Source organism: Novosphingobium resinovorum (genome assembly GCF_001742225.1).
In the GTDB taxonomy this organism is placed as follows: domain Bacteria; phylum Pseudomonadota; class Alphaproteobacteria; order Sphingomonadales; family Sphingomonadaceae; genus Novosphingobium; species Novosphingobium resinovorum_A.
The window spans coordinates 437749-457051 of the sequence record NZ_CP017075.1 but is presented as its reverse complement, the minus strand read 5'-3'; the positions used below and the strand labels follow the sequence as shown (position 1 = coordinate 457051).

The following is a 19303-nucleotide window of genomic DNA, read 5'->3' as shown; positions in this document are numbered from 1 at the left end:
ACTGATCGGATCAGCGCAGCGAGACGACGTTGTCCGAAACGCGCGGGTCCTTCCGGCCGGTGTAGAGGCTGGCCATCGGCTCGTCCTGGGCAAGGACGACCTCACCGCCGCCGAAGCCGTTGAACGCCGTGCGCATGGCGGCACCATAGGCGCCAAGCATGCCGACCTCGATCCAGTCGCCCGCCTTGATGTCAGCGGGGAGCAAGAAGGGGCCTTCCATGAAGTCGGCATCGTCGCAGGTCGGGCCGTAGAAGGAGAACTCCTTCAGCTCCGACGAACGTTCGCCGTCCTTGGCGATCGCCTTTACCGGGAAGCGCCATGCAACGTGCGCCGCATCATAGAGCGCGCCGTAGGCACCGTCGTTGATGTACAGCTCGTCGCCGCGACGCTTCTCGACCTTGACGATCAGCGAGTTGTACTCGGCTGACAGCGCGCGGCCCGGCTCGCACCACAGCTCTGCGTTGTAGGCGATCGGCAGCGCCTCGAAGTGACGATGGATGATCGCGAAGTAGTCCTCGAGCGGCGGCGGTTCCATGCCCGGGTACGACGAGGGGAAGCCCCCGCCGACGTCGACCATGTCGATGACCACGCCAGCGGCTGCAATGGCCGCACGGGCGCGCTCGAGCGCCTGCACGTAGGCGAACGGCGTCATCGCCTGCGAACCGACGTGGAAGCACACGCCCAGCCAGTCGGCGACCTGACGGGTGGCCTGCAGCAGTTCGCCCGCATCGGCAACGTCGATGCCGAACTTCGACGCGAGGCTCAGTTCCGAATACTCAGACGAGACGCGCAGGCGCACGCAGAGGCGCAGGTCGGTGGCGGTGTTGCCCTCGGCATCGGTGGTGGCTTCGACGATCTTCTCGACTTCCTCAAGGGTGTCGAGGCTGAAGGTGCGCACGCCGTGCTGGAAGTAGGCTTCGCGGATCGCGCTGGCGGTCTTGACCGGGTGCATGAAGCACAGGGTCGCGTCCGGCAGGACGCCGCGCACCATGCGCACCTCGGTGATCGAGGCGACGTCGTAGTGCGTGATGCCGTTGTCCCAGAGGATCTGGACGAGGTCGGGCGACGGGTTCGCCTTCACCGCATAGAGCGACTTGCCCGGAAACTTCGTGGCGAAGAATCGGGCAGCGCGCGCCGCAGCATGCGGGCGGTTCAGAATGACTGGTTCGTCAGGCGCGAGGGTGCGCGCTACGGCCGGTGCGTCGAGGAATGCGTGCAACTCAAGGGACCCCCAAACGGTGTGTTAACAGACAAGAGCTGCCTTGCGGTTTGGAAGTCCCCATGGGGCAGCGAGGGGCGGGATATAAGGCTCAGGACATGAATCGCAAGTGAAAAACGGGGACTTTCACAAAAACGTCATCTAGCCGGAAGCGGGCGCCGAACCGGGCGTACGATCTCATGAAATTCCGTTTTTCTGCAGCGGCTTGCATTGATCCACTCCATTGCAGCGTGATGACACCCCAGTGACAGTCAGGCCGTCCGTGTCATCGTTTGCAACGCGGCAAGGCGCAGGATCGGTCCCGGACGATTCGCCTTAACGGGATTGGCTGCATCATGGGCACGGCGGGTGGTTGCAGCTTCGCAGACACCCGCCCCTTTCATGCTTAACGCCCGCGTCAGGATACCTCCGGGGATCAGCTCAGACGGCCGCGGAAGTCCTCGTAATCGAACCGGCGGACGCATTCGAGCGCGTCGGTTTCCGAATCCCACAGCCAGATCGACGGCAACGGCACGCCGTTGAAGGTCGTCGTCTTGACCATCGAGTAATGCGCCTGGTCGAGGAACGCGAAGCGCTGTCCGGCTTCGGGATCGGCCGGCAGCACATAGTCGCCGATCACGTCGCCCGCGAGACACGACGGGCCGCCGAGACGTATGGCCTCGGCTGCATCCTCACCGCGCTCGCCCAGCATGGCGGGGCGATACGGCGCCTCGATCACATCGGGCATGTGGCACGTGGCGGAAATGTCGACGATCGCCACCGGCATGCCGTTCCAGCCCACATCGAGCACGGTGCCCACCAGAATCCCGGCGTCCAGCGCAACCGCCTCGCCAGGTTCGATGTAGATTTCGGCGCCGGTATCCTCGGCCATGTCGGCGAGGAATTCGATCAATTCCTCGCGCTGGTAATCCGCGCGGGTGACGTGGTGGCCGCCGCCGATGTTGATCCACTTGAGCTGGCCGAAGAACGGTTCGAGGAAATCGAACACCTTTTCCCAGGTGCGCTGGAGCGGCTCGAAATCCTGCTCGCACAAGTTGTGGAAGTGGATGCCGTCGATCAATCCGACGTGCTCTTCGGTAAGCTGGTCGATCGGGAAGCCAAGGCGCGAATGCGGGGCGCTCGGGTCGTACTTGGGGACTTCGCCTTCGGGGTGCAGCGGGTTGACGCGCAGTCCGATGTCGAAGCTCTCGCCGCGCGCGCGGGCACCTTCGATGAAGGGCCAGAAGCGCTCGATCTGGGCGGGCGAGTTGAAGATCACGTGGTCGGAGAGGCGCAGGATCTCGTCCATGTCCTCCGCCTTGTAGGCCGCGCAGTACGTGGCGATCTCGCCGTCGTAGAATTCCGAGGCGAGGCGCGCTTCCCACAGGCCCGAAGTGCAGACGCCGTCGAGATACTCGCCCACGATCGGCGCGGTGGACCACATCGAGAAGGCCTTCAGCGCCGACAGCACCTTCGCGCCAGACTGTTCGCCAATGTCGCTCAGGATGCGCAGGTTGGAACGCAGTTTGGCCGCATCGACCACGAAGGCGGGACTGTCGACGCGCGACAGGTCGAAGTTCGCGAAAGCGCCCGGATCGCCGGCTCTGGTTTCCATGATGCTTAGTCCCAAGTCAGCCCAGCGGGCCTTTGAAGATGAACCACGCCCCTGCCCCGACAAGGCAAAAGCCGACGATCTCGTTCCAGCCCGGCTTCTGCCCGAACAGCGCCCAGGCCACGAGCACGAAGCCCAGCAGCGAGAACGCCTCCTGCATGACCTTGAGCTGGCCGAGCGAATAGGCGGAACTGCCGATCCGGTTGGCCGGAACGGCGAGGCAATACTCGAAGAAGGCGATGCCCCAGCTCATCGCGATCGCCACCCACAGCGCCTTTCCGGGCACCTTGAGGTGGAGATACCACGCCGTGTTCATGAACAGGTTGGAGCCCGCCAGCAAAGCCACGGGCGCGACGAAGGACCAGTTCATGCCGCTCAGTCGACGCAGATCGCATAGGCGGACTTGCCGCCCTTGATCTCCGCATAGCAGCCGAACAGGCGATCATCGGCCTGGCATTGCCCGGTCGCCGCCTTGTCCGGCGCCACCGAACCCGCGCTGCCAACGCACTTGCCCTCGCACTGCGCGGAATCGGTGCACTGCCTGCCCGCGTCCGCGTAAGCATACACGCACATTTCCATGCCGAGCATCCCGCGCCGCTGCACCGTGCCGCCGCCGGAGGTGCAGGCCGCCTTGTCCGCCGCGCTCATATCGCGCGCGTAGGACTGGTTGCCTGCAGGCTCGGCGGGACCGGTCGGCGCCGTGGGCGTGACCGGCCCGGGCGCAACAGGACCGGGTTTGGGCGCTTCGGCGGGGGTGCAGCCACCCAGCGCCAGCGCACCCAGCGCGGTCAGGAACAGGAGGCGCGAGCGGCCGCCCATCAGAACGGAAGCGGCTCAGACAGTTCCTCGACGGTCCACGGCAGGCCGTGCTTGTTGAGCATGTCCATGAAGGGATCGGGATCGAACTGCTCCATGTTGAACACGCCCTCACCCGACCATGCACCCGTCACGACCATGGCCGCGCCGATCATCGCGGGCACGCCGGTGGTGTAGCTGACGGCCTGGTTACCGGTCTCGGCATAGGCGTCTTCGTGATCGCAGATGTTCTTGATGTAGAACGTCTTTTCACCCGAACCGTCGAGCGCTTCGCCGGTCGCGATGTCGCCGATGTTGGTCTTGCCCTTGGTCGTGGGACCAAGCGATGCAGGCTCGGGAAGGACCGCCTTCAGGAACTGCAGCGGCACGATTTCCACGCCGTTGTAGATCACCGGGTCGATGCGGGTCATGCCCACGTTCTGCAGCACGGTGAGGTGCTGGATATACGCATCGCCGAAGGTCATCCAGAAGCGGCCTCGTTCCATTTCCGGCAGGAATTTCGCAAGGCTTTCAAGCTCTTCGTGGTACATCATGTACATGTTCTTGGGGCCGACGCCCTCGAAGTCGAAGCTCACCTTCTTGGCCATCGCCGGGGTCTCGACGAAGTCGCCGTTCTCCCAGTGGCGGGCGGGCGCGGTCACTTCGCGGATGTTGATTTCCGGATTGAAGTTCGTCGCGAAAGCCTGGCCGTGGTCGCCGCCGTTGCAGTCGAGGATGTCAAGCGTGCGGATGGTCTTCAGCTTGTGCTTCTTGAGCCACATCGCGAAGACGCTGGTGACGCCCGGGTCGAAGCCCGAACCGAGCAGCGCCATCAGGCCCGCTTCCTTGAAGCGCTCCTGGTAGGCCCACTGCCAGTGGTACTCGAACTTGGCCACGTCCTTGGGCTCGTAGTTCGCAGTGTCCATGTAGTGCGTGCCGGTCGCAAGGCAGGCATCCATGATCGCAAGGTCTTGATAAGGCAGGGCAAGATTAACCACCAGCTTCGGACCGATCTCGCGGATCAGGGCCGAGGTCGCCGCCACGTCATCGGCGTCGATGGCGTAAGTGCCGATCGTCACGCCGGTGCGCGCCTTGACCGATTCCGCGATCGCCTCGCACTTCGAGACCGTGCGGCTGGCGAGGTGAATGTCCGAGAAGATATCGGGATTCATCGCCATCTTGTGGACCGCGACCGATCCGACGCCGCCCGCACCGATCACCAGAACCTTGCTCATCAACCTGTCTCCAATGCGCCTTGCCGATTGAACGAGGCCAATCGAAAGCGGGCCATATAGGGCCGTTCTGTGACAACTCAACTGTCCGGCACCCAAAGGCACCCTAACGGCACACAACGCAACCGCAAACGCCGCACAGGCCGCCCCGAAGTGTCATAAACCGCCTTCAACCCGTCATCACCCGGTCACCCCACGGTGTCATCCGCGCCGCATCCCTTCGCAGGAGCCAGTGCCATGACCAGCCCTCTTTCCGGCAACCGTTCAAATCTCATCGAGAACGCGGTCGTCCGCGACGAAGCATCGCGCAAGAGCAAGCTGCTCGACAAGGCTTTCGCCATGGCCTTCAAGGGCCTCGTCTACGCGCAGATCTGGGAGGACCCGGTCGCCGACATGGCGGCGATGGAGATCACGCCCGACAGCCGCATCATCACCATCGCCAGCGGCGGCTGCAACGCGCTGTCGTATCTGACCGCGGACCCGGCGGGCATCACCGTGGTGGACCTCAACACCGCGCACATCGCGCTCAACAACCTGAAGCACGCCGCCGTGCGCCACCTCAGCCATGTCGAAGTGCGCCGCTTCATCGCCGAGGCCGACCGTGCCGAGAACGTCGCCCTCTACCGCGAGAAGCTGGCCCCGCACCTCGACGAGGCGACGCGCCGCTACTGGGAAGGCCGCGACCTCGTCGGCCGCCGCCGCATTGGGGCCTTCACGCGCGGCGTCTACCGCCATGGCCTCCTCGGCGGCTTCATCGGCGCAGCGCACGTCATCGCGAAACTGCACAAGGTGAACCCCGCCGAAATCCTCGACGCTGCATCGATGGAAGAACAGCGCCGCATCTTCGACGAGCGCTTCGCCCCGGTGTTCGAACGCCGCTTCGTGCGCTGGCTGACCAAGCACCCCGCCTCGCTGTTCGGCCTCGGCATCCCCCCTGCGCAGTACGACGCGCTGGCGGGCGGCCAGTCGATGGCAGACGTGCTGCGCGGCCGGCTGGAGAAGCTGGCCTGCCACTTCCCGGTTAACGACAACTACTTTGCATGGCAGGCGTTCTCGCGCGGCTACGGCAAGGGCACCGAAGCCCCCCTGCCCCCGTACCTGCAGGAAGCCAACCTGCCGCTGGTCCGCGACCGGCTCGACCGGCTGGACCTGCGCCACGCCAACTTCACCCATGTCCTCGCCGCAGCGGACGACGCCAGCTACGACCGCTACGTCCTGCTCGACGCGCAGGACTGGATGACCGACGCGCAGCTTACCGAACTGTGGACCGAGATCACCCGCACCGCCAAGCCCGGCGCCCGCGTGCTGTTCCGCACCGCTGCCGAACCCTCGCTCCTTCCCGGCCGCGTGCCCGATGCCATCCTCGACCGCTGGGACTACCGCGTCGAGCAGTCGCAGACGGCGACGCTGGCCGACCGCTCGTCGATCTACGGCGGCGTCCACCTTTACGTGTTCAAGGGCTGAGCCCGCATGGCAACTCTCGCCCCCGACCACGCCGCGCTGATGGATCGCATCTACCGCTGGCAGCGCCCGATCTACGACCTGACCCGCAAATACTACCTATTCGGCCGCGACCGCCTGATCGACGAACTCGACGCCAAGCCCGGCATGGCGGTGCTGGAGATCGGCTGCGGCACCGGCCGCAATCTCGCGCATGTCGGCAGAACGTGGCGCGGGGTGAAGCTGTTCGGCCTCGACATCTCCAGCGAGATGCTGCGCGCCGCGCGCAAGACGCTGGGCACGAACGGCACACTGGCGCTGGGCGACGCCACCCGCTTCGACGCCGCCGCGCTGCTGGGCCGCGAAGGCTTCGAGCGCGTGATGCTATCCTACGCCGTCTCGATGATCCCGGACTGGCAAGCCGCGCTTGCACAGGCCGCCGCGACGCTTGCTCCGCGCGGACGGCTGCACGTCGTGGACTTCGGCGACTGCTCCGGCCTGCCCGGCCCCTTGCGCAAGCTGCTGCTCGGCTGGCTGGCTCGCTTCCACGTCACGCCCCGGCTGGACCTTGCCGACGTGGCGGGCCGCGTCGCGCATGAGCAGGGGTTGGAACTGGAGGTTTGGCGCGGGCCTTTGGGATATTACCAGATGGTGCGACTTTCGCGGACCTGAAGGCTGAAAGGGAAAAGAGAGGGCCATTGCCCTCGCGCTCCCGGAACTGGCCACGCTGAACACGCAGCTTTTTTCGCTGACTGTAACCAAAGAGTCATACTGCAGAATACTTACAGACATTAAACTGTCACAATTGAGTCATAGTCGGCGCACTCCATTCGGGAGGGAGATAACCAATGCGCTCGATCATCCATGGCCTATGCACGCTCGCGGTGGTCTTCATCGCCGCGCCCGCCTGCGCATCGGAGGATGAGCAGCTTTGGCTGGGCAGCACCGCGACGGTAAAGCTAGGCGACAAGTGGCGCTTTTCACAGGAAGTGATCGGGCGCTTCAGCGACGATCGCGACGGGCTCTACGAAGTCGAATCGAACTCCCTGATCGGCTACAGGGTGGCCGACAAGGTGACCGTGTGGGTCGGCTATACCCACGATCCGAACTACGAAGCCGGCCACTTCTCGGTGATGGAACACCGCGGCCGCCAGCAGGTGACCTTCGATAACATCGTGAAGATCGGCCCCGGGCAGCTGAGCGCCCGCCTGCGCGTCGAGGAACGCTGGCGCGAAGGCATCGGCGGCACCGCCTACCGGCTGCGCCCTTACGTCAAATATGTCCTGCCCTTCCGCAAGGACAGCAAGACCGCGCTTGTACTCAGCCACGAGAGCTTCATCGACCTCAACGAAACGAACTTCCAGCGCGTCCAGGGCGAGGAGCGTATGCGCAACATGATCGCCGTGACGACCCCGCTGGCGAAGAATGTGAACCTCGAGGTCGGCTATCTCCACCAGCATGGCTTCCGGCCCGATGCCGACGACAGCAACGACAATGTCGCCTCGGTTTCACTGGGGTTCAATTTCTGAAACGGGAGACGTGATGGAAAGATGCGGCCTTATCCTCCCTGTTCGAAGGAATGGGGAGGTGGCAGCCCACAGGGCTGACGGAGGGGTTTCTCCCCTTCCACCACCCGCTACGCGTGCGGTCCCCCTCCCCATTCCTGCGGAACAGGGAGGATAAGGTCCGTGCCTCAAGCTACCCCAAGCCCTTGCGCCCGGCGCCCCGCAGGCTAACACCCGCGCCATGACCCAGCGCACGCCCACGCCCGAAGGCATCGCCCTCGCCGCCCGCAAAGTGGCCGAAATCCTGCCCCGCACGCCGCTGCTCCCGCTCGAGGTTGATGGCCGGACGATCTGGTGCAAGGCCGAGAGCCTGCAGCCGGTCGGAGCCTTCAAGATCCGCGGCGCCTGGTACCGTCTGTCCGCGCTGAACGACGAGGAACGCGCATGCGGCGTCGTCGGCGTCTCCAGCGGCAATCACGCGCAGGGCGTCGCCTGGGCCGCGCGGCGCCTCGGCATCAGGGCGGCGATCGTAATGCCGGTGGACGCGCCCGAGGTGAAACTGTCCAACACGCGCGCGCTCGGCGCCGAAGTCGTGCTCTACGACCGCCCCGGCGGGGAGGACCGCGACGAAGTCTCGCAAGCCCTCTGCGCCGAGCGCGGCGCCACGCTGGTCCACGCCTATGCCGACCCGTGGGTGATCGAGGGACAGGGCAGCACGGGCCTCGAGATCGCGGCGCAACTGGCCGAGCAGGGCCTTGCCGGGCCGGACCTGATCGTCGCGCCTTGCGGCGGCGGCGGGCTGACGGCGGGGCTCGCCCTCGCCTGCCCCGATGCCCGGATCGTGCCGGTGGAGCCCGAAGGCTGGGACGACGTGTGCCGCAGCCTCGCCGCCGGAACCATCGTGCCGGTCGGCCCCGATGCGCCGCCCACCGCCTGCGACGCCCTGCAGACGCCCGCCACATGGCCGATCAACTTCGCGATCCTCAAGGACCGTTGCCCGTTCGGCCTGGTGGCGACGCCTGCCGAAGTCCGCGCGGCCCAGCGTCTCGCCTTCGCGAAGCTGCGCCTCGTCCTCGAACCGGGCGGCGCGGCGGCGCTGGCGGCGGTGCTGGCGGGCAAGGTGGAGTTGGGGGAGCGCAGCGCCGTCATCCTCTCGGGCGGAAATACCGATGCGGCGGCCTTCGCCAAAGTCCTTTCGTCCCGGGATTGAACGCCCGGTGCCGCAAACTCCCGATGGAACCGGCAACGGTTGCGCGATATATTCCCGATACAAGGATAAGAAACTTCGGGAGTATAGCCATGGAAAAGGGAATGCCCGTCCCTGCCTTGAAGCCGTTCAAGATCGTCTTCATCGGCGTGGAACTGTTCTTCATCGGCATCACGCTGGCAGCGCTGGCGGACGTCGTTCTCGGCGAAAACTGGGGACTGGGCTGGAGCGTGTTCTTCATAGGCTTCATCGCCAGTGCCTGGGGCGCGGTCGCCTATCCGGTGTTCTGCGGGTGCTGCGGCTGGAACCGCAGCTGAACCCCTGCTAGTACGGCACCATGGATTTCGACGACCAGCTGCGCCGCTACTTCGCCACCGAAGACCTCTCCACCGTCACCCCCGCCGCAATCGAGGCCGGGGTGGAGCGGATGAAGGTCGATTTCGGCATGGAGCAGGACAAGGGCCGCCGCTTCGCGCTCTGGACCTTCATGTACATCCTCGGCTCCGCGCCCGACCTCGACGTCGCGTTCGAGACCGAGGACGAACGCAACGCCGCGCGCGATTTCATGGACATGATGGCGCAAATGGGCGCGGATTAACCGCGCTCGAAATAGCTCGCCAGTTCTACGTGAGTGGACCAGCGGAACTGGCCGACCGGACGCAGTTCCACCAGCCGGAAGCCCGCTTCGACCAGCCGCGCCGCATCGCGCGACCAGCTTGACGGGTTGCAGCTGACATAGACCACGCGGCCAACGGTGGAATCGGCGATGCAGTCCACCTGCTCGCGCGCGCCGGCACGCGGCGGATCGAGAACGACGGCGGCGAAGCGGCTCAGTTCGTCGGGCTGCAGCGGATTGCGGAACAAGTCGCGGTGGACGCTGAACACCGGCAACTGCGCGCGGTCGGCGCCCGCCTTGCAGGCATAGTGCACCTCGCGCGCGGCTTCGGCTGCCAGCACCTTGGTTTCCGGTCCCGCCAGCGCGAAGGCGAAGGTGCCGAGCCCCGAGAACAGGTCCGCCACCGTCGGTGCACCCGCCAGCCATTCACGCGCGGCGCTCACCAGTGCCTCCTCGCCGTCGAGCGTCGCCTGCAGGAATGTGCCCGGGGGAAACGGCACTTTGACGCCGCCGAGCGTCACCGTGACGGGCACCGGCTCCCACACCGTCTCGAAGCCATAGCCGCCGTCCATCGTCAGGCGCGCCAGCTTGTGCTCGCGCGCGAAATCCAGCATCGCCTCGGTGGCCGCAAGGCCCTCGGCGGTGAGGCCCTTGACGCCGAGGTCGATGCCTTGGTCAACCAGCGTCATCTCGATGTCGGCGGCCATGCGCGCCTGCACCTTGCCAGGCGCGGGCCTGCCATGGCGCCCCTTCTTGACGGGCGCGGCCTTGCCCATGGTGATGAGCAGCTTGCGCAGCGGCCCCAGCAACGCGACGATCTCGGGCACGAGGACGTGGCATTCCTGCACTTCGACCAGCCGGTGCGACTTCGCCTCGCGGAAGCCGATCACCACGCGCCCGCCCGAGCTTTCCGCGCGCAGCGAGGCCCGGCGGCGCGACGACGGCGGCGAAAGATGCGGCGCGGCGAGCGCCTGCGTCCCCAATTCCTGCGAGGCGGCGGCATTGGCCACCCGCGCCTCGACGAAGGCCGTCAGGCTTTCTTCGTCGAGCTGCTGCAGCTGACACCCGCCGCACTGGCCGAAGTGCCGACAAGGCGGCTCGACGTGGTGTGGCCCCCATTCGAGCGTGTCGTCGATGCGCAGCTTGTCGCCGGGCGCGGCGCCCCAGGCGAAACGGCCGGACGCGGTGACGCCGTCGCCCTTGGAGGCGATGCGCAGGATCTCTTCGGATTCGGTCATGGTTCCCGCGCGTATGCCCACCCCCAGCCCCTCCCGCAAGCGGGAGGGGAGAATATGGGGCAGCCCCTCCCGCAAGCAGGAGGAGAGAAAGAGCGCGCTACCTGCTCCCCTCCCGCTTGCGGGAGGGGCCAGGGGTGGGCCTGTCCTACAGGCACGCCGCAAGCGCCAGCGGCACCGCCTCGGCCAGTTGCCCCGCCGTGAACGCAGGCGGGCAAAGCCTCGCCGCCTCGCCGTGTAGCCAGACGCCCTCGCAGGCAGCGTCGAACGGCTCGATCCCTGTAGCGAGGCGGCTGGCGATCACCCCTGCCAGCACATCTCCGGTGCCCGCAGTTGAGAGCCACGAGCTTGCCCGCACCGCGCAGGCGAGCCTGCCGTCGGGCGCGGCGATCACCGTATCCGGCCCCTTGGCCACGACCACCATCCCGCTCGCCTCCGCCAGCGCGAGAGCACGCTCGGGCCGCGTCCCCGCACCGTCGAGATCGAAAGCCCGCTCCAGCGCGACGAGTTCGCCTTCGTGCGGCGTGGCGATGACGGAGGCCTCGCGCCCTGCGAGGTGACGCGGCGCCAGCAGAACCAGCGCATCGGCATCGACCACCACCGGCACCCCATCCGCCAGAGCCACCGCCAGCCGTTCGCGCGCGGTCGCATCGCGCCCCAGGCCCGGCCCGACCAGCACCGCCGTGTTGCGATCGTCGGCCAACACCTCGCTCAGCGCACCCTGATCGACGACGAGGTCGGCAGGCACATTGCGCTTGCTCTCGGCGAAGAGCTTCACGTAGCCCGCCCCTGCCCGCTGCGCCGCGATTCCTGCGAGCACCGCCGCGCCGGGCATCGCCCCGCCGACGACCGCCAGCAGCCCGCGCCGGTACTTGTGCGCATCCGGTGCCGGAGCGCGCAACTGCGGTCGCGCGACTGCGAGGGCAGCCCCCCGCACCGCGTCGACGCCGATCGGCACGTGCTGGAGCCGCCCCATCCGGGCGCTAGAAGGCATCAGGAAATGCGCGAATTTCCATGCGCCGAGCGCGATGGTCAGGTCGTAGGCGGGCAAACCCTCACCCAGCAGCATGCCCGAATCGGACTGTACCCCACTCGGCATGTCCACCGCCACACAGCGCGGATGCGTTTCGGCCAGCCGCGTGAGCAAGGCGAGGTGCTCCTGAGACAACGGCCGCGTCAGTCCGGTGCCGAAAAGGCAATCGACCAGCACTTCGCCCTTCGCCTCGGAATCGGTCTCGACCACGTCTCCGCCGAACAGGGCGCGCGCCTTGCGGCAGGCGTCGGTGGCAGGCTCGGCCGCCGCGACGACGACGGCATGGCCACCCCGCTCGCGAATGGCCTCGGCAATGACGTAGCCGTCGCCGCCGTTGTTGCCCGGGCCGCAGAGCACCGTCACCTTGTGCCGCCCCACCATGCGCCAGATCCATTCGGCAGCGCCACGCCCCGCCACCTGCATCAGCGCATCGACGCTGGTGCCCGCGTCGATCAACGCCTGCTCCGCAGCACGCATCTGCGCGGCCGTAAGGATCTGCCTATCGCGGGGCATCGTGCTTCACCGTCGCGGGAAAGAGGTAGCGATCGGTGCCCACGGTAACGTCGAGCCGGTCGCCGGCAAGGCGCACCTTCGGCGGCGTGGCGCTGTCCTTGGTGGTCACTCCCGCACCGCCCTTCGCGACCGCGAACCGGCGATAACCACCATCGGGATGGTGCACGACAAGCGTGAGCGCACCGTCCTTCTCGACCCGCTCCACCGAGCAGGCGGGCTTGAGTTCGGGCTCTCCTCCCACGGCGCAGTCGATGTGCTCGAGCGCTACGGCAACGGGAGCGGGCTCGTCACTGCGCGAGCAGGCGGCGAGAAGGAGGACGGCACAGGCCAGCGGCGGGAGCTTGGCGGTCATGGCATAAATCATAACGCCCGAAACGCTCGGGGCAATGTCAGGCTGCGAGATCACCACATCGTCATTGCACAGCCGGCTCAGACATCCCGAACAAGCTCCCTGGCAAGCCCTTTCGTCCGCCATCCTCAATGCTGAGCCGAAACCGGCCTTTCCGGATGCGCCCCGTTGCGGGCCTTGTTGCATCCTCCCTGTTGCGAAGCAATGGGGAGGGGGACCGCTCGCGCAGCGAGTGGTGGAGGGGGGAAACCCCTCCGTCAGCCCTGCGGGCTGCCACCTCCCCATCGCTGCGCGACAGGGAGGATATATGGCAACTTTCTACCCATTCCTGCCATCGGGGTCATCGTTCGCACGCCCCGATAACCACAAACGGTCCAACCCCAAAATGTCCCCGCGCACCAGGCACGGGGCGCCGCGACCTCAGCCCCGCTTGAGCTGCGTCACGTCGCGCACCGCGCCCTTCGAGGCGCTGGTGGTCATCGCCGCGTAAGCCTGTAGCGCCGCCGAAACCTTGCGCGGGCGCGGGTGCACCGGCGACCATGCATCGGCGCCGCGCGCCTCCTGCTGCGAACGGCGGTGCGCCATGACCTCGTCCGAGATCATCAGGTTGATGGTGCGGCCGGGGATGTCGATCTCGATCGTGTCGCCGTTCTCGACCAGCCCGATCTCGCCGCCTTCCGCCGCTTCGGGCGAGGCGTGGCCGATCGAGAGGCCCGAAGTGCCGCCCGAGAAGCGCCCGTCCGTCAGCAGCGCACACGCCTTCCCAAGTCCCTTCGACTTGAGGTAGCTGGTGGGGTAGAGCATTTCCTGCATGCCCGGCCCGCCGCGCGGTCCTTCGTAGCGGATGACCACGACGGTTTCCGCCACGACTTCGCCGCCAAGAATGCCCGCGACCGCTGCGTCCTGCGATTCGTAGACGCGCGCGGTGCCGGTGAACTTGAGGATGCTGTCGTCCACGCCCGCCGTCTTCACGATGCAGCCGTCGCGCGCGATGTTACCGTAGAGCACCGCGATGCCGCCGTCCTGGCTGAAGGCGTGCTCCTTGGAGCGGATGACGCCGTTCTCGCGGTCGAGGTCGAGTTCCTTCCAGCGCGCCGACTGGCTGAAGGCGGTCTGCGTCGGCACGCCGCCGGGCGCGGCCTTGTAGAATTCCTGGACCGAAGCCTCGGTCGTACGGCTGGTGTCCCAGCGCTCGATCGCCTCGCCCAGCGTGCGGGTGTGGACGGTCGGCAGGTCGGTGTGCAGCAGGCCCGCCCGCTCCAGCTGGCCGAGGATCGCGTAGATGCCGCCGGCGCGGTGGACGTCCTCCATGTGGACGTCGGCCTTGGCCGGAGCGACCTTCGACAGGCACGGAACCTGACGGCTCAGGCGGTCGATGTCGGCCATGGTGAAGTCCACGCCCGCCTCGTGCGCGGCAGCCAGCAGGTGCAGCACGGTGTTGGTCGAGCCGCCCATCGCAATGTCGAGGCTCATGGCGTTCTCGAACGCCTCGAAGCTGGCGATGTTGCGCGGCAGCACGGAGGCATCGTCCTGCTCATAATAGCGCTGGCACATGTCCACCGCGACGCGGCCCGCCTCCAGGAACAGGCGCTCGCGGTCCGAGTGAGTCGCCAGCGTCGAACCGTTGCCCGGCAGCGACAGGCCCAGCGCTTCGGTCAGGCAGTTCATCGAATTCGCAGTGAACATGCCCGAGCACGAGCCGCAGGTCGGGCAGGCCGAGCGCTCGATCGTCTTCACTTCCTCGTCGGTGTAGCTCTCGTCGGCGGCGGCGACCATCGCGTCGACCAGATCGAGCGCATGTTCCTTGCCGCGCAGCACGACCTTGCCCGCCTCCATCGGCCCGCCCGAAACGAACACGGCGGGGATGTTGAGGCGCATCGCGGCCATCAGCATGCCCGGCGTGATCTTGTCGCAGTTGGAGATGCAGACCATCGCGTCGGCGCAGTGAGCGTTGACCATGTACTCGACGCTGTCGGCGATGAGGTCGCGGCTGGGCAGCGAATAGAGCATGCCGTCATGGCCCATGGCGATGCCGTCATCGACCGCGATGGTGTTGAATTCCTTGGCAACGCCGCCCGCCGCCTCGATCTCGCGCGCGACCAACTGGCCCAAATCCTTGAGGTGGACATGGCCGGGGACGAACTGGGTGAACGAGTTCACCACCGCGACGATCGGCTTGCCGAAGTCCCCGTCCTTCATGCCAGTCGCGCGCCAGAGCCCGCGCGCACCCGCCATGTTGCGGCCGTGAGTCGAGGTGCGTGAACGAAGGGCGGGCATTGTCGGAACTCCGATTGGTCATGGGCGCGGGTTTTCGCGCTGTGTTGGAGCCGCCCCTACACGGTGATTGATTTCAATTCAACGTGAGTTTTTGCAATTATATTTCTTCGAACATTCGTCATCCCAGCGAAGGCTGGGATGACGGGAGTTGGCCGACTACCGCCGCGCAGAGCCGCGTCATCACGTCGGCCCACTCCGCCTGTCCCGCTTCCTCGGCGATGAGGTCCTGCCGGATTTCGATGCTGAGATAAGGCAGCCCGTTAGGCTCGGCGTGGCGGTTCATCGATGCGTTGAGCAGCTTGCCCGAATACGGCTCCTGATCGCCGGTGACAAAGCCCTGCGCCTCCAGCCAGGGAATGGCGATGCGCGCGGCGCGCTCGTCCTGGTTGTAGAGGACGCCGACCTGCCATGGGCGCGGCTTTGTGCAGGTGGCGAGGCCCGGCGTGAAGCTGTGCAGCGACAGGATCAGCGCCGGAGGCGTCTCCCGCAACTGCGCCGCGAGTGCGTGGTGGTAGGGGTCGAACAGCCGGTCAACCCGGGCTTGGCGCTCCTCCTTCGTGAGGACGTTGCCGGGGATGAGGTAGCCGTCGCTGATTTCAGGCATCATGCCGGGGACGTCATGAGTGCGGTTGAAGTCGCAGACGAGGCGGCTGACGTTGCCGAGCCAAGCGGCGGTACCGGCTTCGACCATGCGTTCGGCGATGGCGGCGACGCCGATGTCGATAGCGATATGCTCGTCGAGCAGCGCGTCCTCTATGCCGAGGTCGATGTCATCCGGCACGCGGTTGGAGGCATGGTCCGATACGACCAGGACGCCGCCCGAAACGGGCGTGCCGAGCAGGCGGTGGTATTCGGTTTCCAAGTCTGCCTCCGAAGGTTGCGCGCCGCGACCTTACCGCAACTTGCCCGCCATTTTCCACCAGTGGGGTTGAGTTTCGGCCAGCTTATCCCACGCCGCCTGCAATTGCGCCTCGCTGTCGTAAAGCGCAAAGCATGTCGCGCCCGAGCCCGACATGCGGGCGAGGAACGGCTCGGTCGCCCGCAAAGCTGCCAGCATATCGGCCACGACGGGGCAGATCGCGATGGCCGGAGCCTCTAGATCGTTGCGGCCTTCCAGTGCAATCCGGCGGACGGAGCCGATGGGCATCTCGCCGCGATCGACGCCGTCCCAGGCCTTGAACACCGGCCCGGTAGGCACGCCCACGCGCGGGTTCACGAGCAGGACCGGGGTGCCGGTGAGGTCACTCTCGACGGGCTGGAGATCGGTGCCGGTGCCGGTGCCGATGCAGGTGGTGGACAGGACGCAGGCGGGCACGTCGGCGCCCAGCCTCGCAGCGCGCGTCTGCCAGTCGCCTGGAAGGCCCGCGCTGCGCTCCACCATGCGGAACACCGCGCCTGCATCCGCCGATCCGCCGCCGAGACCCGCCGCGACGGGGAGGCGCTTTTCGAGATCGACGGCCCAGCCTTTGCCATGAGGCAAGGTGGACAGCGCCTTGGCGACGATGTTGCCGAACGGGTCGTCGATCTTGGCGGCGAACTCGCCATGGGTGGAGAGGCTGTCGGCGTCGGCGAGGGAGCCGCTCAGCCGGTCGCCGTCATCGACGAAGGCGAACAGCGTTTCGAGTTCGTGATACCCGTCCTCACGGCGACGACGAACATGCAGCGCGAGGTTGATCTTGGCATAGGCGGTTTCGGTCAGCATCGCCCCTTCCATGGCGCGGCGGGGGGCAGGAGGCAAGGGATGCTACGCCCCGTCGTCCCGGACTTGATCCGGGACGACGCCAGCCTGACAACCTCACATATTCGGGTAGTTCGGGCCGCCGCCGCCTTCGGGCGTGACCCATTCGATATTCTGCGTGGGATCCTTGATGTCGCAGGTCTTGCAGTGGACGCAGTTCTGCGCGTTGATCTGCAGCTTGGGACCATCGCCCGCGTCGAGGAACTCGTAGACCCCCGCCGGGCAGTAACGCGCCTCAGGCCCCGCATAGACCGGCAGGTTCACCGCAGTCGGGATGCTCGGGTCCTTCAGCTTGAGGTGGACCGGCTGATCCTCCTCATGGTTGGTGAAGGAGTACGACACGCTGGTCAGGCGATCGAAGCTGATGACGCCGTCGGGCTTGGGATAGGCGATCGGCTTGTACAGGTCCGCGCGCTGGGTTTCCGACGCATCGGTGTGATGCTTCATCGGCTTGGCGAGGCCGAAGCCGAACAGCGTGCGCAGCCACATGTCGGCGCCCGCGAGGATCGTGCCCAGCTCGCCGCCCCACTTCGCCACCATCGGCTCGGCGTTCTGGACGAGCTTGAGTTCCTTGGCGATCCAGCTTTCGCGAACGGCGGTATCGTAGTCCTGCAGGGTGTCCTGCTCACGGCCCGCCTTGATGGCGGCGGCGATGGACTCGGCCGCCAGCATGCCGCTCTTCATCGCGGTGTGGGTGCCCTTGATGCGCGGCACGTTGACGAAGCCCGCCGAGCAGCCCGCCAGCACGCCACCGGGGAACGCGAGGCTAGGCACCGACTGCCAGCCGCCCTCGTTGATCGCGCGCGCACCGTAAGCGACGCGCTTGCCGCCTTCCAGGATCGCGCGGATTTCCGGGTGCTGCTTCCAGCGCTGGAATTCCTCGAACGGGTAGATGTACGGGTTCTTGTAGTCGAGCGCGGTCACGAAGCCGAGCGCCACCTGGTTGTTGGCCTGGTGGTAGAGGAAGCCGCCGCCCCAGGCGTCGTTCTCGCTCATCGGCCAGCCCTGGGTGTGGATCACGCGGCCGGGGACGTGCTTGTCCGCCGGGATGTCCCACAGTTCCTTGATGCCGATGCCGTAGATTTGCGGCTCGCAATTGGCTTCGAGGTCGTACTTGGTTTTGAGGCGCTTGGTCAGGTGGCCGCGTGCGCCTTCGCAGAACACGGTGTACTTGCCCAGCAGGTTCATGCCCGGCTGGTAGTCCCCCTTGGGATTACCCTCGCGGTCGACGCCCATGTCGCCAGTCTGCACGCCGATCACGGCGCCGGCATCGTCATAGAGTATCTCGGCGGCGGGGAAGCCCGGGAAGATCTCGATCTCCAGCGCTTCGGCCTGCTCGGCCAGCCAGCGGCACAAGTTGCCCAGCGAGCCGGTGTAGTTGCCCTTGTTCGACATGAAGGGCGGCTGGATGATGTGCGGAAGGGAGAACTTGCCCTTCTTCGTCAGGTGCCAGTGCCAGTTGTCCGTCACCGGCGTTTCGGCCAGCGGGCAGCCGTCCTCGCGCCAGGTCGGCAGCAGTTCGTCAAGCGCCTTGGGGTCGATCGTCGCGCCCGAAAGGATGTGCGCGCCGATCTCCGAGCCCTTCTCCAGCACGCAGACCTGCAGTTCCGGGTCCACCTGCTTGAGGCGGATCGCGGTCGCCAGACCGGCAGGTCCACCGCCGACGACGACAACGTCGTAAGGCATCTCTTCGCGTTCGATCATGGTAGCCCCGTGCATTCTTTTCGTGTTTAGTCGAGCGATTAAATTCACGAATGCCTTGATTGCTCCCGCGCATAAGGTCAAGACCCGCGCGATGGATCAACCGCCAAATCCGCAATTTCTGGACGATATCACAGGTGCGCTCGACTGGTGGCGGGACGCAGGGGTGGACTGCGACTTTCTCGACGAGCCGGTCGAATGGCTCGCCCCGCCCGAACTGGAAGGCGCCCTGCCGCCGCGCCGCCGCCCGGATCCAAAGCCCGATCCGGATGCCCCGCCGCCGCCCGCCAAGCTCGATCCCGCCAGCCTGCCCGCCGACCTCGCGGCTTTCGCACCGTGGTGGCTGAGCGAACCGCTGCTGTGCGAAGGCGGCCCCGCCGCGCGCGTCGCGCCGCAGGGCAAGGCCGGTGCCGAACTGATGATCGTCATCGAGGAACCCGAGGCCGAGGACAGCGAAACACTGCTCTCCGGCCAGCAAGGCAAGCTGCTGGACGCCATCCTTACCGCGTTCGGCACCGGGCGCGAGGACGTTTACCTTGCCAGCGCCCTGCCCCGCCATACGCCGGGCGCAGACTGGGCGGCAATGAGCGAGCGCGGAATCGGGCAGGTTCTGCGGCATCACGTCGCTCTGGTGGCTCCGAAGAGGCTGTTTGTCCTTGGTGGAAACGTCCTGCCGCTAATCGGCCACGAATCGCCGCATCGTCCTGCCATGTTAAGGACTTTCGATCATGAAGGGGGATCGATACCCCTGCTCGCCTCCTGGGCGCTGCCTGCTTTGCTCGCGCAGCCGCGTGCAAAGCCGGTGCTCTGGAGGGCCTGGCTGGATTGGACCGCGTCCTGAGAGATGCGGCC

Annotated in this window: 19 protein-coding genes; 7 read left to right on the top strand and 12 right to left on the bottom strand. The window is 66.5% G+C overall.

Annotation, left to right across the window (positions count from 1 at the left end; genetic code table 11):
• Positions 1 to 10 precede the first annotated feature (10 nt).
• The 5 genes from BES08_RS02060 to BES08_RS02040 form a co-directional block, all read right to left on the bottom strand.
• Positions 11 to 1219 carry a type III PLP-dependent enzyme gene (locus BES08_RS02060; protein WP_069707569.1) on the bottom strand — a complete coding sequence of 403 codons (1209 nt, stop codon included), beginning with the start codon at positions 1217 to 1219 and terminating at the stop codon, positions 11 to 13.
• Between the two features lie 415 nt (positions 1220 to 1634).
• Positions 1635 to 2813 (bottom strand): carboxynorspermidine decarboxylase, encoded by a 1179-nt coding sequence (locus tag BES08_RS02055; RefSeq protein ID WP_069707568.1) that lies wholly within the window; start codon positions 2811 to 2813, stop codon positions 1635 to 1637.
• 16 nt (positions 2814 to 2829) lie between these two features.
• Entirely contained in the window at positions 2830 to 3180 is a 351-nt protein-coding gene (locus tag BES08_RS02050) for a DMT family protein (protein ID WP_008828838.1), read from the bottom strand.
• Between the two features lie 5 nt (positions 3181 to 3185).
• Complete coding sequence (locus tag BES08_RS02045; protein WP_069707567.1) at positions 3186 to 3629, bottom strand: hypothetical protein; 444 nt, start codon at positions 3627 to 3629, stop codon at positions 3186 to 3188.
• Complete coding sequence (locus tag BES08_RS02040) at positions 3629 to 4840, bottom strand: saccharopine dehydrogenase family protein (protein ID WP_008828840.1); 1212 nt, start codon at positions 4838 to 4840, stop codon at positions 3629 to 3631. The genes BES08_RS02045 and BES08_RS02040 overlap by 1 nt, the downstream gene beginning before the upstream one ends.
• Before the next feature lie 234 nt (positions 4841 to 5074).
• On the opposite strand from BES08_RS02040, the gene BES08_RS02035 reads away from it, so the two are divergent.
• From BES08_RS02035 to BES08_RS02010, 6 genes are all read left to right on the top strand, one after another.
• Positions 5075 to 6301: a BtaA family protein gene (locus BES08_RS02035; RefSeq protein WP_069707566.1), complete on the top strand. Its 1227-nt coding sequence runs from the start codon at positions 5075 to 5077 to the stop codon at positions 6299 to 6301.
• Positions 6302 to 6307: 6 nt separating this feature from the next.
• Complete coding sequence (locus BES08_RS02030) at positions 6308 to 6949, top strand: class I SAM-dependent methyltransferase (protein ID WP_069707565.1); 642 nt, start codon at positions 6308 to 6310, stop codon at positions 6947 to 6949.
• Positions 6950 to 7125: 176 nt separating this feature from the next.
• The gene (locus tag BES08_RS02025; protein WP_008828843.1) at positions 7126 to 7806 is read left to right on the top strand and encodes a DUF2490 domain-containing protein; all 681 of its coding nucleotides are present in this window, start codon (positions 7126 to 7128) and stop codon (positions 7804 to 7806) included.
• A 217-nt stretch (positions 7807 to 8023) separates the two neighbouring features.
• The gene (locus tag BES08_RS02020) at positions 8024 to 8992 is read left to right on the top strand and encodes a threonine ammonia-lyase (protein WP_069707564.1); all 969 of its coding nucleotides are present in this window, start codon (positions 8024 to 8026) and stop codon (positions 8990 to 8992) included.
• 101 nt (positions 8993 to 9093) lie between these two features.
• Positions 9094 to 9306: a hypothetical protein gene (locus BES08_RS02015; RefSeq protein ID WP_231958133.1), complete on the top strand. Its 213-nt coding sequence runs from the start codon at positions 9094 to 9096 to the stop codon at positions 9304 to 9306.
• A 20-nt stretch (positions 9307 to 9326) separates the two neighbouring features.
• Entirely contained in the window at positions 9327 to 9587 is a 261-nt protein-coding gene (locus BES08_RS02010; RefSeq protein WP_008828846.1) for a hypothetical protein, read from the top strand.
• On the opposite strand, the gene BES08_RS02005 is transcribed toward BES08_RS02010, so the two are convergent.
• The 7 genes from BES08_RS02005 to BES08_RS01975 form a co-directional block, all read right to left on the bottom strand.
• Positions 9584 to 10843, bottom strand: coding sequence for a class I SAM-dependent RNA methyltransferase (locus tag BES08_RS02005; protein ID WP_008828847.1), 1260 nt, complete (start codon positions 10841 to 10843; stop codon positions 9584 to 9586). The two genes, BES08_RS02010 and BES08_RS02005, sit on opposite strands and share 4 nt — an antisense overlap.
• 145 nt (positions 10844 to 10988) lie before the next feature.
• Positions 10989 to 12386, bottom strand: a complete 1398-nt coding sequence (locus BES08_RS02000) for a bifunctional ADP-dependent NAD(P)H-hydrate dehydratase/NAD(P)H-hydrate epimerase (protein WP_069707563.1) — start codon at positions 12384 to 12386, stop codon at positions 10989 to 10991.
• The gene (locus BES08_RS01995; RefSeq protein WP_037518184.1) at positions 12373 to 12738 is read right to left on the bottom strand and encodes a hypothetical protein; all 366 of its coding nucleotides are present in this window, start codon (positions 12736 to 12738) and stop codon (positions 12373 to 12375) included. The genes BES08_RS02000 and BES08_RS01995 overlap by 14 nt, the downstream gene beginning before the upstream one ends.
• A 417-nt stretch (positions 12739 to 13155) precedes the next feature.
• Positions 13156 to 15012 (bottom strand): dihydroxy-acid dehydratase, encoded by a 1857-nt coding sequence (ilvD, locus tag BES08_RS01990; RefSeq protein ID WP_008832346.1) that lies wholly within the window; start codon positions 15010 to 15012, stop codon positions 13156 to 13158.
• 118 nt (positions 15013 to 15130) lie between these two features.
• Positions 15131 to 15874 (bottom strand): N-formylglutamate amidohydrolase, encoded by a 744-nt coding sequence (locus tag BES08_RS01985; protein WP_008832347.1) that lies wholly within the window; start codon positions 15872 to 15874, stop codon positions 15131 to 15133.
• A gap of 30 nt (positions 15875 to 15904) precedes the next feature.
• Entirely contained in the window at positions 15905 to 16714 is an 810-nt protein-coding gene (locus tag BES08_RS01980) for a 4-(cytidine 5'-diphospho)-2-C-methyl-D-erythritol kinase (RefSeq protein ID WP_069709119.1), read from the bottom strand.
• A 93-nt stretch (positions 16715 to 16807) separates the two neighbouring features.
• A complete protein-coding gene (locus BES08_RS01975; RefSeq protein WP_069707562.1) occupies positions 16808 to 18454 on the bottom strand; it encodes an electron transfer flavoprotein-ubiquinone oxidoreductase in 1647 nt (548 codons plus the stop codon).
• Positions 18455 to 18545: 91 nt separating this feature from the next.
• On the opposite strand from BES08_RS01975, the gene BES08_RS01970 reads away from it, so the two are divergent.
• Complete coding sequence (locus BES08_RS01970) at positions 18546 to 19292, top strand: uracil-DNA glycosylase family protein (protein WP_069707561.1); 747 nt, start codon at positions 18546 to 18548, stop codon at positions 19290 to 19292.
• Positions 19293 to 19303: the final 11 nt, after the last annotated feature.